This window comes from Butyrivibrio sp. WCE2006, from assembly GCF_000701985.1.
GTDB lineage: Bacteria > Bacillota > Clostridia > Lachnospirales > Lachnospiraceae > Butyrivibrio.
This window is the reverse complement of the sequence record NZ_JNKH01000007.1, coordinates 108,147-128,319: the sequence shown is the minus strand read 5'-3', so window position 1 is coordinate 128,319 and position 20,173 is coordinate 108,147. Positions and strand designations below refer to the sequence as shown.

The window sequence follows — 20,173 nt, the reverse complement described above, 5'->3', positions numbered from 1 at the left end:
TTATGATAAGATATAAGTGCGCCTAATCCCCAAAGCCCCATCCAGTTAATAAGTTTTTCTTAATTCAATTACGAAAGCACCTCGCTCCGGAACTCCGCCTCGCAGCGCGTCCTTGTACATCTCGCAGGATTCCTTTGCAGAATCTCCACCAAATATTTCGATATGATTGCTGATTTCAAGTGCATCCTCGATAAACGCAAGACACTAGCCTGCATATTCCGTGCTGCCATGTTTGCATTCAGCCCAACGAATCATATTCTCTGTCAGTTTCATCTCCGAGTATCTGTCGCAGTCTATTACAGGACAGATCATCTGAAGGTCATATGGTTCCTTTTCAGCAAGTTCTTTTATAGGAATGCTTGCCAGACCACTTCCCATTGCTCTGTAAAATGCAATCGTCTCCTCAGAAGAACAGGCAGATATGTACAAAGCCTGTGCACCAGCTTTTATTGCTTCCGCTTTTCCCAATTCAAATAATCGTCTGCCAACACCTTGGCCCCTGCATTCAGAAGATACCTGCATCATATCAAGAATCATGTAAGGACCGTTTAGTTTCTTTAATAGCCCAATAAAGCCAACAACTGTATCATTTTCTAATGCGATGTATGTAATATAATCATCACTGCTTATTTGCTTTGCCACAGAACGCTTTTGGCTTAAGTCCCAATCTTCGGTATATTTGCATTCTACTAATGCATATTCTCCGTCTATTCTTCGATATACTTTATTTACATTCTGTTTTCTGTTATATGAATCTAATGCTTCTAAACAGAAATTTGTCTCTGATAATAATTCGATTTTTATCAATTACAACATCACCTCAATCCCCACAGCCGTTTTTCTTAATGTCCTTTATGCTTTTTTTCTTTTTCTGTTCATCTACACGGATAAAGGTTCTTCTCCCTCATCACTCACATTTCTTAATATAATAAATGAATTCATTATCCCGACTCACTTCCACATATCCCAGCTTGGTATAAAAGGCGTTTGTTCTGACATTCCAAATGGGCGTATCTAATACAAATTCCTTTACATTTGAAAACATTGTCTCAATTTCCTGCATCATGTAGACTCCATAGCCTTTGCGATAATGCTCTGGGCTTACAAAGATCCTTCCAATGTTCAACTTGTCTTTTTCCAAAAATAGAATCGCACCGCCAACAATTAGTCCATTGTCCGTGAGCATATACAAATGATTTGTTCTGGCCATCTTTGTGTGATAAGAAACAGACATATATCCAGGTGGCCCACCAGCTGACGGTGCTCCAACCTGAACATCGCTATCAAAGGCTCTTTTAGATATTCCATTAAGTGTCAAAGCATCAGAAGTGCTTGCTTTTACAAATTGTAGGCTCATATCTTTACCCCCTTCTTTTCATCATCAGATAGCAGTTAATCCCATTTTTATAAAAATCAGTTAGTTCTCCAACAGACTTATATCCCAGATTTTCATATAATTTCTTTGCCCTCGGGTTAAAATCATCTACAGTCAAAAAATATTTTGCTGAAGGAGAATCAGAAGCATTATCTTCAAAATACTTCATCAGCTGTCTACCGATACCATAACTCCTGTATTCTTCCTTTACAGCAACAATATGAAGATAAGGGCAGCTTCCAAAAACACCATTTGTCATGTAGTAAATAAATCCTAAACATTTCTCATTTTCATCCAGTGCTACATATACGTTTTTTTGTTCCACTGCATATGTAAGCATATTAGTTGCCTTTTCATGATCGCTAAAATACGCTCTTCCTAAATCAGAATTTTGCAAAATGTCTATGCAGCTATCAAGATATTTCATATCTGCAAGTTGAATATGTATATCCTTTTTCCACTTACGCTCTTCACACATGAAACTTTACCTCCGGCACCTTCGTCAAAATCGAAAACTATCTATACCTTACATAATCATCAAAAAACGCAGCGTTATATATATCTACAACCAACTCTGCATCAGACACCTCAGCATTTCTGAACTCAATCATTTTTTATTACCCCTCTTATTTCTATACCCATCCATCCCGGATATCATCACATTCAGTGATATCTCAAAGCTCTCTTTCAATGATATTGGATTTCCAAAGGAATTATGAATCTGAAGCATAATAAAACCTTCAAGAAAAGCCCTGTATGTTCGAAGCAAGTGACTAGCGATCTCACGATCTATCCCTAAGCCATCTGTCTGCTTGAAGAAAAAAGAATATAATCCTTCTGTGGCAGAAAGCAGCGCATCATCTGAGTATTTGTTATACCAGAGCATCGCTTCAAATACGCCAGGATTCTCCATTGCAAACTTATAGAACTTTTTTCCGTACTCAAATAGATTTGCTTTTTCATCTGAAGAATCAATTCCTCTGACAACATCTTCCGATACAGTTTGCCACCCATATATCATAAGACTTCTGTGCATATCTTCTATGGTCTTCATGTGGTTGTACAATGACGGCTTCTTGATTCCTAAATATTCTGACAGTGTAGTAACCGACAAGTAAGACAGCCCCTTTTCGTTGGCCAGTTCTGCAGCTTTTTCTACTATTTCTTCTTTAGATAATCCTGTTCTTGGCATAACATCTCCTAATCAAAAATAGCTAACATTGTTAGTTAATATTATACTAACAATGTTAGCTATTTCAAGTATAAAGTGCAATATAAATTATCTTGTCAATTTGAATTTATCGACAGCATCTGACATATCATACTTGTACGGTCTCAATGACGCAAGTTTCATTGCTACATCGTACTCGGAAGGAAGCATCCTCGCTTCTAGAATATTTGCAAACAGCTTATAATGCTTGGAATACTGCCTGATCTTCTCAGTGTATGAACTTGTTTTTCTGAATTCCTTATTGATCCAACCTGTTGGCAGTCCATTTTTGTCGCCTACGGTATTTATTGCATCCTTCATTGAAGAAGAGGCAAAAATCAAACTATCAATATCCGTTGTAGAAGCCCGGAACCATCTTCATTTTATTCATCCACTTCCTCTAACAGATCTCGAATTGTATCCTCTTTCGGAACTGGAACCCAGTGTCCTTCAAGGCAAATAGCCGCCTCTGATTTCATTATGGTTTCGGATAATTTCTTACTCAGTACAGGATTCTTTTTCCATTCAGGAAATGACCCACAGGTTGCGTCCCCAACAAACAAAACTCCTTCTTGGGAAATTTCAATTAGAGTCGAATCATCTGTATGAGGTGATTCAGCCTGAAAAATCTTAATTGGGCAATTGCCTGCATCCAGCACCATGCTGTCATGAAAAACAATGTCTGCCGGCGTTACTATCACCGGTTTGTTATATGAATACTCATTACGTATGCTCTCATGCATGTTCAGGAAGAACTCGTTCCCTTCCTGGGATAGCCTACGCTTGAAATTAAGCAAATACTCATTCGTGCGTTCATTAGCAAGACAAAGCCCATTTACCGCATGCATTCCAAATGTATGATCCCAGTGCCAATGCGTGATCACAGTGAGTTTTGGAAGCGGTAAACCATTCTCTTCCAATGCCTCATAAAATTCCCTGGTATGTGCCTCTGAATGGCCCGCATCAACAGCAAGACTCCAGTTATCTCCACGTATATATCCTAGATTAGGCCTGTCTCGCTCCTCTTCCATGGGATAGTACCAGATTCTATCCGATAATCTTTTCAGCATCTTCACACCAATTCTCTTTCTTGATTTCGATTTCTATATCATTCCTCTAATAGAGCAGCCCAGTAGCCATCAATTGCTGCTTTGTTATCGTATGAACTGAGTGCCATAAGCAAAAAGAATAATTTACTCACTTCCTCAAACGACGGCATCTCACAATATGTCTCATATCCCGCCTTGAATTCATCCCAGTCCTCAACCTGGTAATGAAGAAAGCTAAGCTCCCATTCTACAGGTCCAATCACATACGCATCTAAATCAACACACGCTACAATATTCTCATCGCAAAACAAGAACTGATCCGCGCAGATGTCGACCATAATTAGAGAATTCCCATTGTTTGAAAGCTTTTTATCCTTTATCTGCTCGTAACAACCCCTGACCTTTTTATCTGCATCATCATCCCCACTCCAATGCTCGCTAATACAATCTTCAATATATCTTCTGGCATTCTCAAAAAATAAATCTCCTTTTGAAACGCCCAAAAGTCCGGAATAATCGTACTTTGTCCTGTGATTATATCCAATAAACTGTCCTAGAGTATAAGCATTTTTCTTTCCCTTTGGAAAAAAATCATTATCCCATGCTGTTCCTTCAACAAACTCAAAAACGCTTGCATCTTCATTGGCTGCTACAAACGGAGCCACTTTTATGTGATGGTTAGCCTTCAAAGTATTGTAGATATTATGAAGACTTGAATTCTGCTCCTTTACCGAATAACCAAACACCTTTCTCATCATTGTCCAGAACGGTGAAAAATCATCTCTTGTCATTAAGGGAGTCTTTAAAATATATCTTTTTCCCTCGTATGTAAAAAAACGAATTTCATTGGATGAGACTCCTCCCATCTCAAAAGAGGATTTATTCCTTTGAGCATATTCCAAAATCGTGTTCATTCCTTATAGTCCTCCGTAGAAATATACCAATTCTTTCCCTGCCTGCTTATCTCTGCCTTTTTTGACATTATCTTTGACTTGCACCACTCGACAACATCGACTTCATCAAATATTAGTGAGCCACCTACATATCCTATTGTATAATATAGTCGTTCGATCAGCTAAGGTATATATATGAGCAAAAGATATTTTATTGATAGTGAAAATGTCGGGGATAATTGGATATCTCTGCTTGATACTGTTGCAGAAGAAGATGAGATTCTTGTTTTTTATACTGCGAAAAGTCCGCATATGAATTATAAAAATCTGATCACACTTAAGAAGTCTCCTAAGGATGTGACATTCATCGAATGCTGCGAGGGTAACAATGCACTTGATTTCCAATTATGTACAGAGCTTGGATACCAGGTCCATGACATTGGGGATGATGAATACATTATCGTTACCAATGACACTGGCTATGATGCAGTTGTTAAGTACTGGAAATACAGAGGAATTGCATTAAAGCGTATCACCGGAAAGGCCTGTATGCTGAAACAACAGTCCTCCGATAAAAAAGATGAACCAGGTCCTGTTGATATAGAAACTGTTATGCCCAAGCCCGTTGAAATCCAGGACGATGGAATCCCGGATGAGGCAAAAGAGATCCTCTATATCTTAGGGCGGGATCAGCTGCAACCACTTCACGAGTCGCTGCACCAGATTTACGGAAAACAGGGCGTCACCTATTACAATGCTTTTAAGTCTAATGCGACTTATAACAGTTACATTGAGAACCACAAAAAGAAGAGCCTTGCAGACAAACAGAAATCTTACTGTCAGATAGTTTTTGCACATGCCAAGGGCAAGACTGCAATGCCATCTGATTTTCCGAAATTTGTAACTGAAACCTGGAAGAAGAAAAAGAATCTCAATTCATTTCGGTCTTCCTTGCAGACCAAATACGGAAAAGATGCTAGTGAGAAATACTATACTCTGATCAAGGCTCATATAAAAATCTTAGACAAAATCAAATAAAGGAGAGCTGATCGATCCTGCGAGGGTTTATCCCTCGCTGTTTTTATGCTGCAAGAAACAGATCGTTTTCAACTTCATTCCCCCAGGTATCCCATCCTGGAGTCTTCTGCCGGGCAAACAGTTCCACACGGGGAACATCTCCCACAAGTCTCACAATCCGCCCACGAGTCTCTGCTGGTTTCTTACTATGCTCTTCGATGTGGCTGATAATCACCTGATGAACCGCTGAGTCGATTCGCTTCGGATGTCCTTTGGTTGCAAGGAGGCACACCTCAGCGTTGGATCTTGTCCAGTAGCCCATGCCCCAGAAAAGGGAATCCGATTTTTTATTTTGCTTGGCGGCGCAGCATCAGTAAGCTCAAAATCTAGGAGATATGCTGTTTATTTTCAATCATTCTGTAAAAATCAAGAAAATAGTCAGAACCTTCCATCCATAACTTTGAATCAAAATCGTACAAACATTTACAAGCATCCGAATCCAAAAGCTTATTTCTTGCTTCATCAATTGAGATATTCTCTTCCATTGCCATGTCTTCAATAGCATTAGTAAGAACCATATCAGCACAAGCATTCATTTTATCAGATGACATATTTCCTTGCCTCCTGAAACTCCAAACAACCAACCGCATATTCTGTAAGGAAACTTAGGATCACTTGTAAGATAAAAACCTTTGCCAAAACCTTTGCCATTCATGCACTGGTTCAAATCAATGTTTTCATCACTCGTATAACTACCATGGTAAAGAAGCATCCCATCTTTTAATTTCATAGAGCTGCCCCTTTCCGCTTCAAAACATTACATATATCATCCAAATTGTAGTCATCTCCACTAACATGAAAAACATCATAGCATGACTCTATGTACTGCCAGATATTATATTTTGTAAAAATTCTGTTTGCATCCGCCCTGGTAAGCTTATATCTTTCGCTAAAAGCACCTACTAACCTTATTTCCATATACAGAATTTCATTTATCATTATGCACACCCACTATTTCTTGATAATGCAACTGTTTTCTTCTCCTTAATTATACAATCTTTTCTAAAAGAATGTCATTTCTTTGAAAATAATACGACCATGCCTGATGATTTCTTTTTGTATTCCATACCTTGGAATGATTATTTTTAGAACTATCTGTATCATAATTGTCTATCATTGGATATAGCGGCATCTGAAAAGCAACTTTTACTTCGCCCTTATCTCTTGCCAACATTGAGATGGCTGCAGTTAATCCACCTCCCGCACTCTCTCCCCCAACCATTATCTGGTCTGGGTTTATTCCAAGTTCTTTAGCATGGTCTTTAATATACAAGAGTGTGGCATAGCAATCATATAAAGCTGTAGGATATGGATGAAACAGCGACAAATGATACCCCGGAGCTATAACTACAGCGCCATGATTTCTCACAAGATCCGCTGCCCGTCCAATATAGGCCATCTCTTTCATTCCTGTCATATATCCACCACCATGAATCCACATAACCCCCGGCGCATTTGAAGGTTCATTTATGGGTCTCAATATCAGCAGCGGAATCCTTCTTCCGTTTGCTGTTATAAAGTAAACTTTGGCGCAACGTAGGCGAAAACCCACAGGCTTGCCTGTGGGATGAAGCCTTTTTCTATTTTGACAAACACATAGAATAAATATATAATCTATGTATTAAACATAAAGGAAAAAATACAAATGGATAATTCGAAATGCGTAGAGTATGTGAATTCTCATGTAGACGAAATTGCTGAATATGTAAATGAGTGCTTTGATCAATCAAAAGAATTCATAAAAGCAAGGCTGATTCGTCGGATAAGAGATGAATTGTCACCCACTCCAGTTCACTATGAGATAAAATATGTCTACGATCCTTATGATCATTCTGGAATACTTGTAGAAGACGGATATATTTCGCTCGAACAGACTGTAGGAGAATTTCTTGAAAACGAATATAGCGGAAACAAGGAAGCTACTTATGAAAGCGGTCGCGGTTGGAATTATCTTACATACGGCGATGAAATAAGTTACGATACATTAGATATGGCATCAGATATAATGTTTTCTGCAATACGCAGACATATTGAAAATCATCTTGGTGAAAATCTTTCTGATGATGAACTTGAAGATATTCGAGAATCCTGCAGTGATTTCGATGATATATATGTGGATTGCAAAGCCTATGATTTTTTTTGTAGTATGGGTGCTGCTGAATTTGTTGGTATTGAGGATATGCAACTTAAAGACATTGTTAAGAAAGGGAGAAATTCTAATGGCACGACCTAAAAGCGAAAATGTACAAATCAATATCTCTATCCCAGCTGAATGGAAGAAGGAACTTGAAAACCTTGCACGGATCTATTCAGTTGAGGAAGGTGAAACCGTTACTTTCCTTGATCTTATGCGCAGGGGAATTCAGGAAAAATATCAGTTAGGAGTAAAAGACAATGAGTGAGGGGCAATATCATAGTGCTTCACATTGTAAATATCTGATACAGTATCATATCATCTGGTGTCCTAAATTTAGAACTTCAGTATTAAAGGGCAATGTAGAAGATACGCTCAAACTGATACTTCAAAAAATCTGCGATGATTATAACTATAGTATCAAGGCCCTTGAAGTAATGCCTGACCATATACATATATTTGTAGATGTCCCACAGACTGTTGCGCCGTGCGATGTTGTCAGGACTCTCAAGAGTATCAGTGCAATAGAACTGTTTAAGGCATTTCCACAACTCAAACGATTCTATGCAAGATGCGGTGTTTTATGGTCAAAGGGATATTTTGTGTCAACGGTGGGGCATATAAGCGAAGCTACAGTAATTAAGTACATTGAGGAGCAAAAAAGGCATGACTGATTATGAATACGGGAGGATATTAAAGAAATTCCATAAGCTTTCTGACAGGCATATTATAGTCTCCGAAACTGATATGCCTTATTCCGATGTGCTTAAGGTCGTGGCTCTTTCTGATAAGATACGCAAAGCGGGCAATGAACTTGTTGGTCTTATGAGAAGGAACCATGACCAGCTCATGCGTACAAAAAGATACCGCAAACTGCTTTCTTTGTATGGTAGTACGGAAAGCATGGCTAAACGTAAGATACTTGCCGATCAGCTTAATGAAATGCAGAAATCCTATAATGTCACATGGGATTGTTGTAGAAAATCAATGATTCCAATAGGCAAAAAGTATGGGATAGATGCTATATTTGCCTTAACCAAAGCTGAAGATGTATGGCGCGGTATGGAGAAATGTCTCTATGGTAGTGGTAAGACCATACATTTCTCAAAATTTGGGGAGCTGCCATGTATCCGGGCAAAGCAGATAAACCGTGGTATACCCATTTCTGTAAAGGATAACAGATTACAATTCAAACTCGGAAAGAAAGCTTTCGGGATACAGATAGCCGATAGATTCCAAATGGATGAAGTAAATGCCGTTCTGTCGTATCTTAACGAGCCAGAAATAATGGATAAAAAGGCTGTAGATACTTTACTTGAGGAAGCTTATTGTATAGATACACACAGACCATGCTATGCAACTCTCGTCCCCAAAATGATAAGAGGCAAATACAGGGTATACCTGCATCTGACTATTGAAGGCAAAGCAAAACCTAAGTATGATAAGTACGGCAATCCGCGCCATAAGTATGGCAAAGGTATGATAGGTGCTGATATTGGCACACAGACAGTTGCCTATACATCTGATACTGAGGTTGGTCTAAAGAACCTTTCTGAACGTGGTGACAGCATACAGACATCCGAAAGAAAAGAGCGTCTGATCTATCGTGCCATGGACAGGTCAAGAAGGGCAACCAACCCGCAAAATTATAATGAGGATGGTACTGTTAAGAAAGGTCGTAAAATCTGGAAATACTCAAATCATTATAAGAAGATGAAAGTCAGACATTCTGAGCTGTGCCGTATCAATGCAGTTAACAGGCAACTTGCAATAAATGAGGACGCTAACCACCTACGAAGTCTTGGAGAAATAATTGTAACTGAGCCTAAGAATGCAGGCAAGCTTATGAAACGATCAAAAGAGACTACCAAAAACGATAAAGGTAAGTTCAATAAGAAAAAACGTTTCGGTAAGTCTGTAAAGAACAGATGCCCCGGTGGTTTCCAGACCACATTGGAAAGAAAATTCAAAGCCACAGGTGGAACTTATATTGAAGTCCCAAACAATTACAGAGCATCACAGTATGACCATACGGCTGATGACTATATAAAAAAGAAGCTCTCCGATAGATTGTATAAACTTCATGATGGCACGGAAGTACAAAGAGACTGGTATTCATCATTCCTGCTCTATTGCTATGAACCTAAAACGCAAAATATAGATAAAGACAAATGTGCTAAGACTTTTGAGGCACAATACAATAAAGAAAAAGCCTTAATCACCTGGATCAAGGCATATAAAATCAAGATATTAAACAGTGGAATTAACGTAGCTTAACAACTTAATAATCAGGGAGATTGACTATACTTCCTTGCTGAAAAGCAGAAATTTACCGCTAATGTGGTCGTTGGACTGCTTGGTAATGAAAGTCCTGATTCAAACAGATTTACACTTGTAACTCCAAAGTCTGAAAATGATGTACGATTACAAGCTACGCTTGCCAATCAGAACCCCACGGGCTTGCCCGTGGGTATAGTCAGTTTAATTCGCTTGCTATGTATCCCCTTGGTACTAAAACTGTACATTTCATTAGCCCCCACATATATTTGGAATAATAAATTTGAATTTGAGCGATTGACTTGCGCTATAACGAACCATGGCGAGTGGAACATTTTACTGTATTATCCTCGAACGTAGGAATTGTCCGATACCGTATACTGGTAAATGTTCTTTCTTTTCATTCATACCGATTTGACCTTCTTGTTGTACCTGATATTATTTCATCCCCCTTTTTCTTTACCTTATCTAGCATAGATGCATCCAATTTTTTTAGAAACTCCTGCATCGAAATCTGTCCAACTTTTCTAATTTCCTTAAGTTGTTCTGAATCTTTTATCTTTCTCTCTGCCTCGCTTTTAGGATATCCTTGCCCAAATGGTTCCGAGAAAAGAGCTTCTATTGTTTTTTCAAGATTTTCAGTACCTGACCATGTATAATCTTCACCTAATGGCAATGATATCGCATTTCCGTTATTGATCTGAGCAAATAAATAGGCATCCTTTGGTGTCGGTGCATACCCGCAAATGACGCCTGGCATGCTGTTACAAGCAAGCATCATTCCCTGCCCGGAAGAACAGCCTGTTACAACGAAATCTACTGTTTTTCTTTCCAACAAAATACCTACAAGAATAGAAATCTCTATATATGAGTATTTTTCATTTTCTTCCATCGTGCAGCCAAAATTTATAACCTCCGCACCCTTCGGTGCATGCTTTGTTACTGCATCATAAATCATTTGATTTTTAGCCGCTTGCGAACTAGCTTGAATAACTCCGATTCTCATACTTTCCCCTACAAATTCAGATATGAAAGTTTACCGATATATTAGACAGAATTTTTGCCTATAATTTCAATTTTATTCCTAATTGTTCGCATCCAAGCTATTTCCATTTCCAAATTCTTTAACCAGATAGAATAGATACCCTCCCAAAACAGCAATAATCAACACTAAGTTGATTACCCTTTCTGTCAGAGGATTACTCATCCCATTTGCAGAAAAAACTTTGAGCGCATTATTAGCAGAGTGGAATAAAATACATGGTACAATAGACTTCCCATGATAAAAGATTATTACCAGCACAAATCCGACCAGAACGGCAAATACAATTTGAATCATGGACGAAATCAAATCTTTTCCACTTCCGTTGAAAAGATTCACAATATGTCCCAAGCCAAATGTCAGCGCAGAAACAATAATTGCACTCTTAAGATTGTCCTTCTCCATTGCCCTGAATAATAGTCCACGGAAAATAACTTCTTCAAGAAACCCTACGCAGAGCATGCTGATGAAATAAAACAGAGATTCCAATATGTCATATTGCAATTTTATTCCGCCCCAAAAGGCTGTCGATGCAATTATAATAAGCGGTATATAAAACAGAAACCGTTTTGCTGGAATAGATAATCTACAAAACCCGTATTTTTCACCAAGTTTATTTTTTTGAATCCAGAAAAACAAAATCAAAGACATTGCTATGTGAAGCACAGCTGTTATAGATTTTGTAATGCCAATGTTCTCTGAAAACTGATCTGCCAAACTGCTCAGAACAACATAAGCAACAATCCACAGGATTGCAAAAGTAATCTCACTTTTCTTATATATTTTTGTCATTTTCAATTCCCCAATCTGTCTTTCATAGTCCGTTTTTTTCATCGTAAAGGCGGATCGCCTTCTGTGATACCCCCGCCTTCTTTGCCATTTCACCAGATGTCATTTTCTTCTCCATTTTCGGAACTTCCTTCTTGTTTATAAACACACCTTAAGGGGTTCCCTAAGGGAAGAGTCAATGTTTTTTTTAAATACTTATAGTTAATTATCTTTGAAAATATCTTACTTGTGCAAGTTGTACCGCATCATCAATCATTTCATTGCCTGCACGATCAGAATACTTAAGGTAATCTTTTACCCTATCAGCAGCTACCAGCTCTCTCCCATACACTTTTCCTGTAGCCGGATCAATATGACTCTCATAAATATCTTTTATCTTCGCTATCATTCTTACCTGAGCATACTTATCCGAATTATCCTTCACCAATAAATACCCAAGATAATGGATATCTTCCAGTTCAATATTTAATTCTTCAATATATTCCCGTTTCAATGTCTCTTCAAAAGTTTCAGCATTTTCAGGCTTTCCACCGGTCAATTTGAATTTTCCGTCCTCAATCCTCAAGACAACCAGGTTATCTGCTGAAAATGCTATTCCATAAACCTGTTTTACCGGTAACTGGTCAGGAACAGAATCCTTAAACCATGTAAAGTCAGCCATAATGCAATCCCCATAGTATGATTTCCATATTAAGAAAAAGACGGCAAGTCTTTTAACTTACCGCCTATAATTGTCTGAAGTCACAATGAGTATTATACTAAATTCTGAAAATTATTTCAAAGACATCACATATATCTGACAGGGATTTGCCTCATCCCAAAGAAGCGGGAATACTTCCAGCTCCTTGAAACCACAGCTTATATAAAAGAGATTAGTCCTGTCATAGTCCTCATACATTCCCATCTTCACAGTCTTAACCTGCATGAATTCATACCCTTGAGATCTGGCAGTTTCTTTAGCCCTTTCTACGAGCTGCCTGCCAAGACCGCTCCTGTGATGATTCTGTAAAACACCCATAACAGCCAGTTCGACAGTAGCCATTCCTGTTTCTTTTAAGCAGAGGAATCCCACATATTCATCTTCTTCCTTTGCTGCAAAAAACGTCCAATTGGCGCTCCCGGAAATATATTCCTCTCTGCTCTCTTCTATGCCAAACCAATCAGTAAGAGCCTCCAGTACCTTTCTTGCGATAGCTTGTTTTTCATTTGGATTTTTAATCTCTATGATCATTTTTCTATATCCTTTCATACCACTTTTTCATAGTTTTTCTTCATCTCTTTAAGATTCTCTATGATAAATTGAAGTTCAGGTAAAATCTATTTGGATTCTTTGAGCAAACCCTGTCCCCATCAAACCTGGCCTGATTATGAATTATATAACTCTGTCCGATTATTATCATCATGATAATAGCAATAACTGCTATTAATATCTCTTTCTTTCTATTCATGCCACTCCTGTAGATTCCCCTCATAAAACAGTTAACTGATATACTATCATCGCAGCTATTCCAATAAGTACACTAAACACCATAGGAACATTCAAAAGGCTGTGTACTCTTACGCCTGCATCAGTGGCTGCATCTAAATTGTCCTTTCTGGCAAAAGAGCTCTTGAAAGCCTCAAGGTTTCCCTGATTATTGGCAATTGCCTTAAGCAGTAGCCAAACCAGAAATACACATATTACTGAAATAAATCCATAAAGTATTACTGAATATAGCATGATGCCTGTCTGGCTTCTTACGGCCTCCTGTTCCTGGACAATATCTATATTCTGTGCCTCCAGGCTAAGCTGCATAGCTAAAAAGATCGATACATTTACAAAATTGAAAAGGGAATGCATTATAACAGAAGTCCAGGTGCTGCCACTGGCATGATTGGCAAGGGCAAAAATCACCCCAAGCACAAAAGCATAGCAAAACTGATTAAAGTTTAAGTGCATGATTCCAAACAATAGTGCGGATACAACAGCAGCCTTTATAATCGGGAAAATACCTTTTAATCCGTCAAATAAAAAGCCTCTGAAGGCAATCTCTTCACAAATCGGTGCCATAACTGAGACAACTATAAGTGCCAGTATGGCTGGGCCCCCTAACATGTCACTGGAATTCTGGACAACAGTATTTTTAACAAATAGCTGAGAAAATAGATTTGTAAAAATATATATTGGTGTAGTTGCCAGTGTCAGAAGAACTGAAAGCAAAACCGTAGTAATTTTAATTTTATGAAAGCCAAGTCTCTTAGAGATATTATCACCCTTGGACTTTATATAAATGATAGTTGGCAAAAGTATTGCAATCTCGCATAAAACAGTACACATTGTAGATGGCAGCTGGATTCCCATATTGGGGAGAATCAGACTCAGTGTATATATTACTATATTTCCCAATAACAAAATAACATATACCACACCCATTGAATTTATTTCATGTTGCTTCTCCATCTCAGTTTCCTCCTATATCGTATCTCTTTTATTTAATATGTATATTCTTATAGCTACTCAATAATTTTCTCAGGCCATTTACATATCCCAACCTCAAGAGCACGTTCTTCTTTAAGGTGAAAATCTGCATATTTGCAGTACCAACAGCCTTGTATTGAGGGTATGGCATCCTCTCTTGGTGTATATGCAGGACAGATATCCTCCGGCCAGACGCTTCCATCTCTTTTGGGTACTTCATATCTATTTGAATTTATTTCCATTTACCGCTCTTTCCTCCTCATAAATAGCACTTACTTCTTTGCTCATATACAATCTAACACGCATAAAAAAACAGACCCTTCCGAACACGGATAAAGGTCTGTTTTACACTGTATTGTTTTACATGGCGTCACATTTAAGTGCCTCAATGATACTGTCATTCCTACCGTAATGTTTTTCTCGAGACCTTCTGAACTCTGGCTGCAGCTGCTTCCGGAGAGATGTCGCCTTTTGCCAGATCTTCAAGGGCATCACGAACGGCTATATAAAGGTCTTCATAAGGTATTATCCTTGATCCAGCAACATTTGTTTTACCGTTTTCAACGATGTACTCAAGGTTCTTTTGCCCATCCTCATTAAGCCCCTGTACATTCAGTTCCATGTCAGTTCTGGAGGGCATGTACTCAAGATACTGGTTTACAAGAATCTCCTGCCCTTCATTAACAAGATAATTCATCCAGCGAAATGCTGCTTCCTTATCTTTTGACTCTGGATTCATACAAAGAATCACATCTGTAGCAGCTGTTACCGGTGCTACTACGCCATCACTATTCCAATCTATAAGGAAAACTTCATGATCCGCCCCTTCGCCATTAAAATTGGCGTAGGTCATCTCATCGGTTCGTGTATACATATTCATAGCCCAGGAACCATTTGCAAACATTGGGATACTACCCTTGAGCTGAAACATATCATTAACGTCGTCATACAGCGTCATTTTTATGGCTTTGTCCTGAAACACTCCGTTACTGAAACTCTCCTGCCATATCCTGAAGGATTCTATAATAGGCTCTGTTTCAAAGGATGCCTTGCCCTCTATGGCATCATATAATGCATCCATGTCACAGTCAGCTGCTATAGACATCCACATATCCTGATCAAGCCATGCGTCCTTAGCTCCGATTGCCAGCGGATAACTTCCGTTTTCGCGAAGTTTATTGCAAGTATCCAACATTTCTTCATAATTTGTCGGTACTTCGCAGCTGTATTCCTTAAGCATATTTATGTCTGCCCACATATACCCTGCATAGGTCTGTCCCAATGGCAGTCCGTAGATACAACCATTTTCATCACTTATATCTTCTATGCATGAACTAAAGAACTTATTCTGCCAGTCCTGCCCCCAGGCCTTAACACAATACGATGTAAGTTCTTCCTCAAATGCTCTGGTTGTATCAAAATCTGTACCGGTAGAGATACCAAAAACATCAGGGCCACTGTTTCCCATCAGTTTTACCCTGAGGTGATTTTGGTAATCCCCAGCACCCTCAAAAACATATTTGATCTTTATATCAGGGTTTTCTTTTTCAAATGATTCTATAATTTTGAAGATAGGACTGTTAGGGCCGACATCAGCAGGGTTCCAGGTCATAAAGGTTACCGTAGTTACTCCTTTACCGGTGCCTGCTCTGCACCCGGCGATAAAAGCTGCACATATGACTATAGATAATAAAAACAATGCTACTCGTTTCATATGATCATTCTCACCTTAAACTTATTGTCCTCAGCAATATATCTTATTTCACTGTTTGTCTTCTGTACAAAATCCAGAACGCTACGGGTTCCGATGCCATGTCCAACCTCGGTTGTGATCGGGTACCCCTCCTCGTTGAGTGTAATCTTTCCATCACAGGAATTGACGATTTCAAACAATAGCTGCTGCTTAAACCTGGCTGTAATCTCGATAAAACGGTCATTTTCCGGAACCTTTTCGCAGGCATGGATTGCATTCTCAAAGAGGTTACTAATAGCAATAGCAAGCTGCATCTCATCTACGCCCGGCTTATAAGGTATGTTCGCTGATACCTTTACCTTGATGCTTTTTTTCTCTGCAACTGCTACATAATGCATGATAGCTGCATTGACTGTTGGATTCTCGCAATAGCGCTGTCCTGTGCTTGGCTCCTGAGACAGCCTTTCCTCAAGACATTTTCTGGCCTCATCCACTTTACCATCCTGGATCAGAGATAAAATAAGAGCCTCAAAATGTCTCCTGTCATGTCGCATTGCCCTGTCCTGACTGAGCATCTCTTCTGTGGCACCAAGACGTTCCTTCATACTGTCTGCCGCCATTTCCAGCATGGCAGCATCAGCCTTCAATTTGTATTCCCGTTGTTTAAGAACAGTTGTATCCACCAGGGCATATAGCTTTCCAATTAGTTCGCCATCTGCATAAAGTTCTTTTTCTTCCGGAGAAAAGAACCTTTCACCTATTGCCAGGGTATCTCCTTTTACAATAGCCTCCTTAAGACGCTCCACAACACTTTCTGCGTCTTTTGTTATCTCCGGGAACAGCTCTTTTACATGCTCGTTATAGTACTGAAGCCTTCCGTCCGGTTCCATGGCGATAACTCCTTCAGAGAGCCTGTCCACAATGTATTCCCTTGCCATGTCAATAATTCCCAAAAGGTTATATCTGAATATTGCAATGAACATGGAAATCGTAACTGCCACATTTCCAAATACAGATATGTCAAAAAAGTAAGTGACAAAGAATATATGCGTGATCTGGCAGATAAAAAGCACAGCCTCAATGAGGAACCCTGAAATAATTATCAGGGCACGCTTTTTCGCGATTTTTCCTCTGTAGCTTTTAAGGCTCTTAAACAGCAGAAAAAATACGGTGATGATAACAGCCACCTGAACCTGCATAAACACCTGATGTACGATTCCGCTTCTATGCAAAAGAACTGGGAAAAGCCCATCCTTATCAAACCAAGTCTTTGAATAATACAGATTGTGATTTTCCAGTGTAAATACTGTCACATAAACCAACACGTTAAAAAGCACAAATGCCCTTACCAAAAGCTTTGGAACCCTTAGATGACAGAACTCTACTGTAAACATAAAAAGAGAGAATATGATCCATACTCTCCCGGCATACGAAAATTTCAGCGCAGCAATATATTCATCCTCGGTCTTCGCTAAAAGCTCTAATAGGTAACCTGTATTATTTACCAGCATCACCATACAGTTAATGAACAAATATCCATGAAGTTTATTCTTGAGGTTCTTAAATACAATGAACCCTTCAAGGAGCATGGCAAAGATACTGATAATGATGGCATATAAAAGAAAATCATGCATATATCTTTACTCCAATCTGTAATCCATATATTTGTCAGCAACCTCGGCATATCTGCTCTTGGAAACAGGCACCTCTTCCTTATTTCGAAGAGTTATGTCTGCCTTTGTAAGCTTATCAATGGCTCCGAGATTTACGCTTATGGACTCATGACACCTAATAAAATCTTGGCTGGCGTGATTCTCATCCATATATTCAGAAAAGCCTATCCTGAGGGTTGGAGTCGAAACCACCTCACCGTCTGCCATATGATAGCTGACCACATGGTTGCGGTAATCGATATACATTATGTCATCATGCCTTAAGGAGCACAGACCGCCCTTTATTTTCACCGTTACAGATCTTTTATCATCTGCCTGAACCCGGGACAAAGCAAGGTCAAGGGTTGAAAAAAGCTTGTCCTTAGCCACGGGCTTTACTATATAATTTATGGGATTTACATCAAAAGATTCCAGAGCGTATGAACTCTCAGATGTGGCGAATATTATCTGTGCATCCGGCTGATTCCATCGCAGTTCTCTCGCCGCCTGGATTCCTGTCAACATAGGCATTACTATGTCTAGCAGATACACCTGCGGTCTGAAACTCTCGCATTCCTGGATCAGTTTATCCGGATGGTCGAATACCCTGACTTCCGCATGGATTTCTTTTCCCTCAAGATATTCAGATAAATAGCCATGAATTCGCTCTCTGTCGGATCTGTCATCATCACATATTGCTATACGAAGCATTGTGAATTTTCCCCCTGTATTTCCATTCCATCATTTGTAATTATATCACCATAGCCAATAGTGCAGCTGTTTTATCCCAATCATTGTTCAGGCATGATCTTTGTGGGATGGGCCTTTGATATATATATCATACCATCATAAAGAGTCTCAGGCGATTGCCAAATCCTGTATGCCATGGGAAGAATCGCCATAACCGGGGAATATCAGTCACTATAAAGGCTGTAATTATGATAATTGGCAGCTTATTCTTTTTAGTCTTTGTTTTCATCTCAATTTTTTCCCCTTATATCGTATCTCTCTTTGTGAATATGAACGTTCCCATGACAGAGTATAATATCAGCCCTATCACAATAACCACGATTATATTCACATAGGAAACAGATACTCCGCTAATTCCAAGGTCTTTAGTCTTAGTCACAATAAAGTTCCTTGAAAGACCATATTTATCCATAAAGCCCGCAAGGGCCGGGATCCTGGACACGAGCTTTGTTTCAAGAAAACTAATAAGCATTCCGTGAAGATTTGCTGAACCAAAGATAGTAATAATGGTTGGTATGATGGTATTTCTGGTAATTTCATAAAGAGCCATCATAGCGATGCCAAATACTGTATGAAGCATCACTTCGAATGTTATGAAGCTTATAAGTGAGTCAATACGGCCAAAGTAAATACCCGGTGCCCAGAAAAGACTTCCAAACCATGATGCAACAAGTTCCCCCAGAAACATAAAAAGGGAGTACAGAAACACCACCGGGATCTTAGCAAAAAAAATGTTCTTCTTCCCGCTGCGGGTCGTCAGAAGGTTTTTTAAAAATCCGCTCTTTCTCTCTTCTTCTGAAAAAACAATTGCGAATACACCTACCATGATCAGAACGTATCCGGAAGATGCAAAGCTTGCATAGAACTCTCCGAAGGTTGAAGCAGACTCGGTTTCCATTCCTGCCAGAAGTCCGGTCAAAATTACAGTGGTTAAAAGCATCACATAAAAAACTCTTGTTTTAAATAATCTGTATAGGTTCATTTTTATAAGATTTAGCATGCCTTCTGTCCTTTCCTGATAATATCCAAATAGAATTCTTCGAGAGAATCAGCCTCGCCAATATAGCTGTTCTTTAACTCCTCAGCAGTTACCTCTGTTACAAGCTTTCCTTCTGAAATGATGCCAAATACCGTCGCAACCTTCTGAAGTTCTCCAAGTATATGGCTTGATATCATAATCGTCATGTTCTTTTCTTCATTAAGCCTCTTTATAAGCTCTCTCATCTCGATTATTCCCTGGGGGTCAAGTCCATTAATTGGTTCATCCAGTATGAGAAACTCAGGGCTTCCCAGTAGAGCCATGCCAATTCCAAGCCTCTGCTTCATGCCCAGGGAAAACTTTCCTGCCTTCTTTTTGGGTTCTCTTGACAATCCTACAAAATCAAGAATGTCCAGTATTTCTTTCTGGTCATGTAATCCCATTGAAATTGCTCTAAGTTTCATGTTGTCAAAAGCATTGAGATACCCGTATATTCCCGGACTCTCAATAAGACATCCGACCTTTGTAAGGTAATTATCGCCTGCAGTAACTTCAATCTCTCCACTGGTCGGAGTTGCGAATCCGACCAGCATCTTCATAAGTGTTGTTTTTCCTGCTCCGTTGGGACCAATGAGACCGTAAATCTCACCTCTGTCAATGTGAATATTCATATCCTTAACAGCCTCAAAGGAACCGTATTGTTTAGTCAGATTTTTTGTTTCCAGATAACTTCTCATTTTGTTCCTTCCTTTCTCTGCGAAAACAGTCATTTCTTCATATGCCTACTCTAACACG

Annotated in this window: 30 protein-coding genes and 1 pseudogene; 5 read left to right on the top strand and 26 right to left on the bottom strand. The window is 39.1% G+C overall.

Translation table 11 applies throughout. The annotated features are described in order from the left end of the window. Positions 1–204 precede the first annotated feature (204 nt). The 8 genes from T501_RS07050 to T501_RS22840 form a co-directional block, all read right to left on the bottom strand. Entirely contained in the window at positions 205–807 is a 603-nt protein-coding gene (locus T501_RS07050; protein WP_081843068.1) for a GNAT family N-acetyltransferase, read from the bottom strand. A gap of 100 nt (positions 808–907) precedes the next feature. Continuing rightward, positions 908–1,357 (bottom strand): GNAT family N-acetyltransferase, encoded by a 450-nt coding sequence (locus tag T501_RS07045; protein WP_024865553.1) that lies wholly within the window; start codon positions 1,355–1,357, stop codon positions 908–910. A 4-nt stretch (positions 1,358–1,361) separates the two neighbouring features. Beyond that, on the bottom strand, positions 1,362–1,853 hold the full coding sequence (locus T501_RS07040) for a GNAT family N-acetyltransferase (protein WP_044913979.1): 492 nt from the start codon (positions 1,851–1,853) through the stop codon (positions 1,362–1,364). Between the two features lie 129 nt (positions 1,854–1,982). After that, positions 1,983–2,567 (bottom strand): TetR/AcrR family transcriptional regulator, encoded by a 585-nt coding sequence (locus T501_RS07035; RefSeq protein ID WP_044913978.1) that lies wholly within the window; start codon positions 2,565–2,567, stop codon positions 1,983–1,985. 87 nt (positions 2,568–2,654) lie between these two features. Then, positions 2,655–2,906 (bottom strand): hypothetical protein, encoded by a 252-nt coding sequence (locus T501_RS07030; protein WP_155994803.1) that lies wholly within the window; start codon positions 2,904–2,906, stop codon positions 2,655–2,657. Positions 2,907–2,968: 62 nt separating this feature from the next. After that, on the bottom strand, positions 2,969–3,655 hold the full coding sequence (locus tag T501_RS07025) for an MBL fold metallo-hydrolase (RefSeq protein ID WP_044913976.1): 687 nt from the start codon (positions 3,653–3,655) through the stop codon (positions 2,969–2,971). Between the two features lie 38 nt (positions 3,656–3,693). Next, positions 3,694–4,548, bottom strand: a complete 855-nt coding sequence (locus T501_RS07020; protein ID WP_044913975.1) for a hypothetical protein — start codon at positions 4,546–4,548, stop codon at positions 3,694–3,696. Then, on the bottom strand, positions 4,545–4,661 hold the full coding sequence (locus T501_RS22840) for a DUF3781 domain-containing protein (RefSeq protein ID WP_442856353.1): 117 nt from the start codon (positions 4,659–4,661) through the stop codon (positions 4,545–4,547). The genes T501_RS07020 and T501_RS22840 overlap by 4 nt, the downstream gene beginning before the upstream one ends. A 61-nt stretch (positions 4,662–4,722) precedes the next feature. Between T501_RS22840 and T501_RS07015 the strand changes: the two genes are divergently transcribed. Beyond that, entirely contained in the window at positions 4,723–5,565 is an 843-nt protein-coding gene (locus T501_RS07015) for a PIN domain-containing protein (protein ID WP_044913974.1), read from the top strand. 43 nt (positions 5,566–5,608) lie between these two features. Here the strand turns inward: T501_RS07015 and T501_RS07010 are convergent. The 5 genes and pseudogenes from T501_RS07010 to T501_RS06995 form a co-directional block, all read right to left on the bottom strand. Beyond that, positions 5,609–5,902: pseudogene (locus T501_RS07010) on the bottom strand (MT-A70 family methyltransferase); the annotation flags it as partial. A gap of 28 nt (positions 5,903–5,930) precedes the next feature. Then, positions 5,931–6,155, bottom strand: coding sequence for a hypothetical protein (locus tag T501_RS07005; RefSeq protein WP_026512033.1), 225 nt, complete (start codon positions 6,153–6,155; stop codon positions 5,931–5,933). Continuing rightward, positions 6,137–6,334, bottom strand: coding sequence for a DUF3990 domain-containing protein (locus T501_RS20715; protein ID WP_081843073.1), 198 nt, complete (start codon positions 6,332–6,334; stop codon positions 6,137–6,139). Before T501_RS20715 ends, T501_RS07005 begins: the two co-directional genes overlap by 19 nt. After that, positions 6,331–6,522, bottom strand: a complete 192-nt coding sequence (locus T501_RS07000) for a DUF3791 domain-containing protein (protein ID WP_442856351.1) — start codon at positions 6,520–6,522, stop codon at positions 6,331–6,333. Before T501_RS07000 ends, T501_RS20715 begins: the two co-directional genes overlap by 4 nt. 70 nt (positions 6,523–6,592) lie before the next feature. Next, positions 6,593–7,084 (bottom strand): alpha/beta hydrolase, encoded by a 492-nt coding sequence (locus T501_RS06995; RefSeq protein ID WP_049945973.1) that lies wholly within the window; start codon positions 7,082–7,084, stop codon positions 6,593–6,595. Positions 7,085–7,249: 165 nt separating this feature from the next. Between T501_RS06995 and T501_RS06990 the strand changes: the two genes are divergently transcribed. From T501_RS06990 to T501_RS06975, 4 genes are read left to right on the top strand one after another with little or no spacing between them, the layout of a single operon-like run. Further along, on the top strand, positions 7,250–7,837 hold the full coding sequence (locus tag T501_RS06990) for a hypothetical protein (protein ID WP_044913972.1): 588 nt from the start codon (positions 7,250–7,252) through the stop codon (positions 7,835–7,837). Beyond that, positions 7,824–8,006, top strand: coding sequence for a hypothetical protein (locus tag T501_RS06985; RefSeq protein WP_022762587.1), 183 nt, complete (start codon positions 7,824–7,826; stop codon positions 8,004–8,006). The genes T501_RS06990 and T501_RS06985 overlap by 14 nt, the downstream gene beginning before the upstream one ends. Beyond that, the gene (gene tnpA, locus T501_RS06980) at positions 7,999–8,412 is read left to right on the top strand and encodes an IS200/IS605 family transposase (protein WP_044913971.1); all 414 of its coding nucleotides are present in this window, start codon (positions 7,999–8,001) and stop codon (positions 8,410–8,412) included. The genes T501_RS06985 and tnpA overlap by 8 nt, the downstream gene beginning before the upstream one ends. Next, positions 8,405–10,015 (top strand): hypothetical protein, encoded by a 1,611-nt coding sequence (locus tag T501_RS06975; RefSeq protein WP_044913970.1) that lies wholly within the window; start codon positions 8,405–8,407, stop codon positions 10,013–10,015. The genes tnpA and T501_RS06975 overlap by 8 nt, the downstream gene beginning before the upstream one ends. A 400-nt stretch (positions 10,016–10,415) precedes the next feature. Here the strand turns inward: T501_RS06975 and T501_RS06970 are convergent, their stop codons facing one another. From T501_RS06970 to T501_RS06920, 13 genes are all read right to left on the bottom strand, one after another. Continuing rightward, a complete protein-coding gene (locus T501_RS06970; protein ID WP_044913969.1) occupies positions 10,416–11,021 on the bottom strand; it encodes an RpiB/LacA/LacB family sugar-phosphate isomerase in 606 nt (201 codons plus the stop codon). A 78-nt stretch (positions 11,022–11,099) separates the two neighbouring features. After that, positions 11,100–11,849 carry a CPBP family intramembrane glutamic endopeptidase gene (locus tag T501_RS06965; protein WP_026507836.1) on the bottom strand — a complete coding sequence of 250 codons (750 nt, stop codon included), beginning with the start codon at positions 11,847–11,849 and terminating at the stop codon, positions 11,100–11,102. A 22-nt stretch (positions 11,850–11,871) separates the two neighbouring features. After that, positions 11,872–11,964 carry a MerR family transcriptional regulator gene (locus T501_RS22510; RefSeq protein WP_330363676.1) on the bottom strand — a complete coding sequence of 31 codons (93 nt, stop codon included), beginning with the start codon at positions 11,962–11,964 and terminating at the stop codon, positions 11,872–11,874. A gap of 87 nt (positions 11,965–12,051) precedes the next feature. After that, positions 12,052–12,507, bottom strand: coding sequence for an NUDIX domain-containing protein (locus T501_RS06960; protein WP_049945967.1), 456 nt, complete (start codon positions 12,505–12,507; stop codon positions 12,052–12,054). A gap of 111 nt (positions 12,508–12,618) precedes the next feature. After that, positions 12,619–13,095, bottom strand: coding sequence for a GNAT family N-acetyltransferase (locus T501_RS06955; protein ID WP_242845493.1), 477 nt, complete (start codon positions 13,093–13,095; stop codon positions 12,619–12,621). A gap of 40 nt (positions 13,096–13,135) precedes the next feature. After that, the gene (locus T501_RS21770) at positions 13,136–13,294 is read right to left on the bottom strand and encodes a hypothetical protein (RefSeq protein WP_197027931.1); all 159 of its coding nucleotides are present in this window, start codon (positions 13,292–13,294) and stop codon (positions 13,136–13,138) included. Between the two features lie 20 nt (positions 13,295–13,314). Beyond that, on the bottom strand, positions 13,315–14,286 hold the full coding sequence (locus tag T501_RS06950) for a type II CAAX endopeptidase family protein (protein ID WP_026511951.1): 972 nt from the start codon (positions 14,284–14,286) through the stop codon (positions 13,315–13,317). A gap of 53 nt (positions 14,287–14,339) precedes the next feature. Next, positions 14,340–14,546, bottom strand: coding sequence for a hypothetical protein (locus T501_RS06945; RefSeq protein ID WP_044913968.1), 207 nt, complete (start codon positions 14,544–14,546; stop codon positions 14,340–14,342). Between the two features lie 161 nt (positions 14,547–14,707). Beyond that, the gene (locus T501_RS06940; protein WP_044913967.1) at positions 14,708–16,018 is read right to left on the bottom strand and encodes an ABC transporter substrate-binding protein; all 1,311 of its coding nucleotides are present in this window, start codon (positions 16,016–16,018) and stop codon (positions 14,708–14,710) included. Beyond that, entirely contained in the window at positions 16,015–17,631 is a 1,617-nt protein-coding gene (locus tag T501_RS20090) for a histidine kinase N-terminal 7TM domain-containing protein (protein ID WP_050008179.1), read from the bottom strand. Before T501_RS20090 ends, T501_RS06940 begins: the two co-directional genes overlap by 4 nt. Positions 17,632–17,637: 6 nt before the next feature. After that, complete coding sequence (locus T501_RS06930; protein WP_044913966.1) at positions 17,638–18,360, bottom strand: LytR/AlgR family response regulator transcription factor; 723 nt, start codon at positions 18,358–18,360, stop codon at positions 17,638–17,640. Between the two features lie 283 nt (positions 18,361–18,643). Beyond that, complete coding sequence (locus tag T501_RS06925) at positions 18,644–19,381, bottom strand: ABC transporter permease (protein ID WP_207641183.1); 738 nt, start codon at positions 19,379–19,381, stop codon at positions 18,644–18,646. 11 nt (positions 19,382–19,392) lie between these two features. Continuing rightward, the gene (locus tag T501_RS06920; RefSeq protein WP_049945966.1) at positions 19,393–20,115 is read right to left on the bottom strand and encodes an ATP-binding cassette domain-containing protein; all 723 of its coding nucleotides are present in this window, start codon (positions 20,113–20,115) and stop codon (positions 19,393–19,395) included. Positions 20,116–20,173: the final 58 nt, after the last annotated feature.

What these genes read in the sequence shown, in the direction of transcription:
- T501_RS20090 (WP_050008179.1), bottom strand. Translation starts at nt 17,631, where the DNA reads ATGCATGATTTTCTTTTATATGCCATCATTATCAGTATCTTTGCCATG.
- T501_RS06985 (WP_022762587.1), top strand. Translation starts at nt 7,824, where the DNA reads ATGGCACGACCTAAAAGCGAAAATGTACAAATCAATATCTCTATCCCA.
- T501_RS07025 (WP_044913976.1), bottom strand. Translation starts at nt 3,655, where the DNA reads ATGCTGAAAAGATTATCGGATAGAATCTGGTACTATCCCATGGAAGAG.
- T501_RS20715 (WP_081843073.1), bottom strand. Translation starts at nt 6,334, where the DNA reads ATGAAATTAAAAGATGGGATGCTTCTTTACCATGGTAGTTATACGAGT.
- T501_RS06925 (WP_207641183.1), bottom strand. Translation starts at nt 19,381, where the DNA reads ATGAACCTATACAGATTATTTAAAACAAGAGTTTTTTATGTGATGCTT.
- T501_RS06955 (WP_242845493.1), bottom strand. Translation starts at nt 13,095, where the DNA reads ATGAAAGGATATAGAAAAATGATCATAGAGATTAAAAATCCAAATGAA.
- T501_RS07030 (WP_155994803.1), bottom strand. Translation starts at nt 2,906, where the DNA reads ATGAAGGATGCAATAAATACCGTAGGCGACAAAAATGGACTGCCAACA.
- T501_RS06920 (WP_049945966.1), bottom strand. Translation starts at nt 20,115, where the DNA reads ATGAGAAGTTATCTGGAAACAAAAAATCTGACTAAACAATACGGTTCC.
- T501_RS07015 (WP_044913974.1), top strand. Translation starts at nt 4,723, where the DNA reads ATGAGCAAAAGATATTTTATTGATAGTGAAAATGTCGGGGATAATTGG.
- T501_RS07000 (WP_442856351.1), bottom strand. Translation starts at nt 6,522, where the DNA reads ATGGAAATAAGGTTAGTAGGTGCTTTTAGCGAAAGATATAAGCTTACC.
- T501_RS21770 (WP_197027931.1), bottom strand. Translation starts at nt 13,294, where the DNA reads ATGAATAGAAAGAAAGAGATATTAATAGCAGTTATTGCTATTATCATG.
- tnpA (WP_044913971.1), top strand. Translation starts at nt 7,999, where the DNA reads ATGAGTGAGGGGCAATATCATAGTGCTTCACATTGTAAATATCTGATA.
- T501_RS06940 (WP_044913967.1), bottom strand. Translation starts at nt 16,018, where the DNA reads ATGAAACGAGTAGCATTGTTTTTATTATCTATAGTCATATGTGCAGCT.
- T501_RS07040 (WP_044913979.1), bottom strand. Translation starts at nt 1,853, where the DNA reads ATGTGTGAAGAGCGTAAGTGGAAAAAGGATATACATATTCAACTTGCA.
- T501_RS06930 (WP_044913966.1), bottom strand. Translation starts at nt 18,360, where the DNA reads ATGCTTCGTATAGCAATATGTGATGATGACAGATCCGACAGAGAGCGA.
- T501_RS06975 (WP_044913970.1), top strand. Translation starts at nt 8,405, where the DNA reads ATGACTGATTATGAATACGGGAGGATATTAAAGAAATTCCATAAGCTT.
- T501_RS06990 (WP_044913972.1), top strand. Translation starts at nt 7,250, where the DNA reads ATGGATAATTCGAAATGCGTAGAGTATGTGAATTCTCATGTAGACGAA.
- T501_RS06960 (WP_049945967.1), bottom strand. Translation starts at nt 12,507, where the DNA reads ATGGCTGACTTTACATGGTTTAAGGATTCTGTTCCTGACCAGTTACCG.
- T501_RS06945 (WP_044913968.1), bottom strand. Translation starts at nt 14,546, where the DNA reads ATGGAAATAAATTCAAATAGATATGAAGTACCCAAAAGAGATGGAAGC.
- T501_RS06950 (WP_026511951.1), bottom strand. Translation starts at nt 14,286, where the DNA reads ATGGAGAAGCAACATGAAATAAATTCAATGGGTGTGGTATATGTTATT.
- T501_RS07045 (WP_024865553.1), bottom strand. Translation starts at nt 1,357, where the DNA reads ATGAGCCTACAATTTGTAAAAGCAAGCACTTCTGATGCTTTGACACTT.
- T501_RS06965 (WP_026507836.1), bottom strand. Translation starts at nt 11,849, where the DNA reads ATGACAAAAATATATAAGAAAAGTGAGATTACTTTTGCAATCCTGTGG.
- T501_RS07020 (WP_044913975.1), bottom strand. Translation starts at nt 4,548, where the DNA reads ATGAACACGATTTTGGAATATGCTCAAAGGAATAAATCCTCTTTTGAG.
- T501_RS07035 (WP_044913978.1), bottom strand. Translation starts at nt 2,567, where the DNA reads ATGCCAAGAACAGGATTATCTAAAGAAGAAATAGTAGAAAAAGCTGCA.
- T501_RS06970 (WP_044913969.1), bottom strand. Translation starts at nt 11,021, where the DNA reads ATGAGAATCGGAGTTATTCAAGCTAGTTCGCAAGCGGCTAAAAATCAA.
- T501_RS07005 (WP_026512033.1), bottom strand. Translation starts at nt 6,155, where the DNA reads ATGTCATCTGATAAAATGAATGCTTGTGCTGATATGGTTCTTACTAAT.
- T501_RS22510 (WP_330363676.1), bottom strand. Translation starts at nt 11,964, where the DNA reads ATGGAGAAGAAAATGACATCTGGTGAAATGGCAAAGAAGGCGGGGGTA.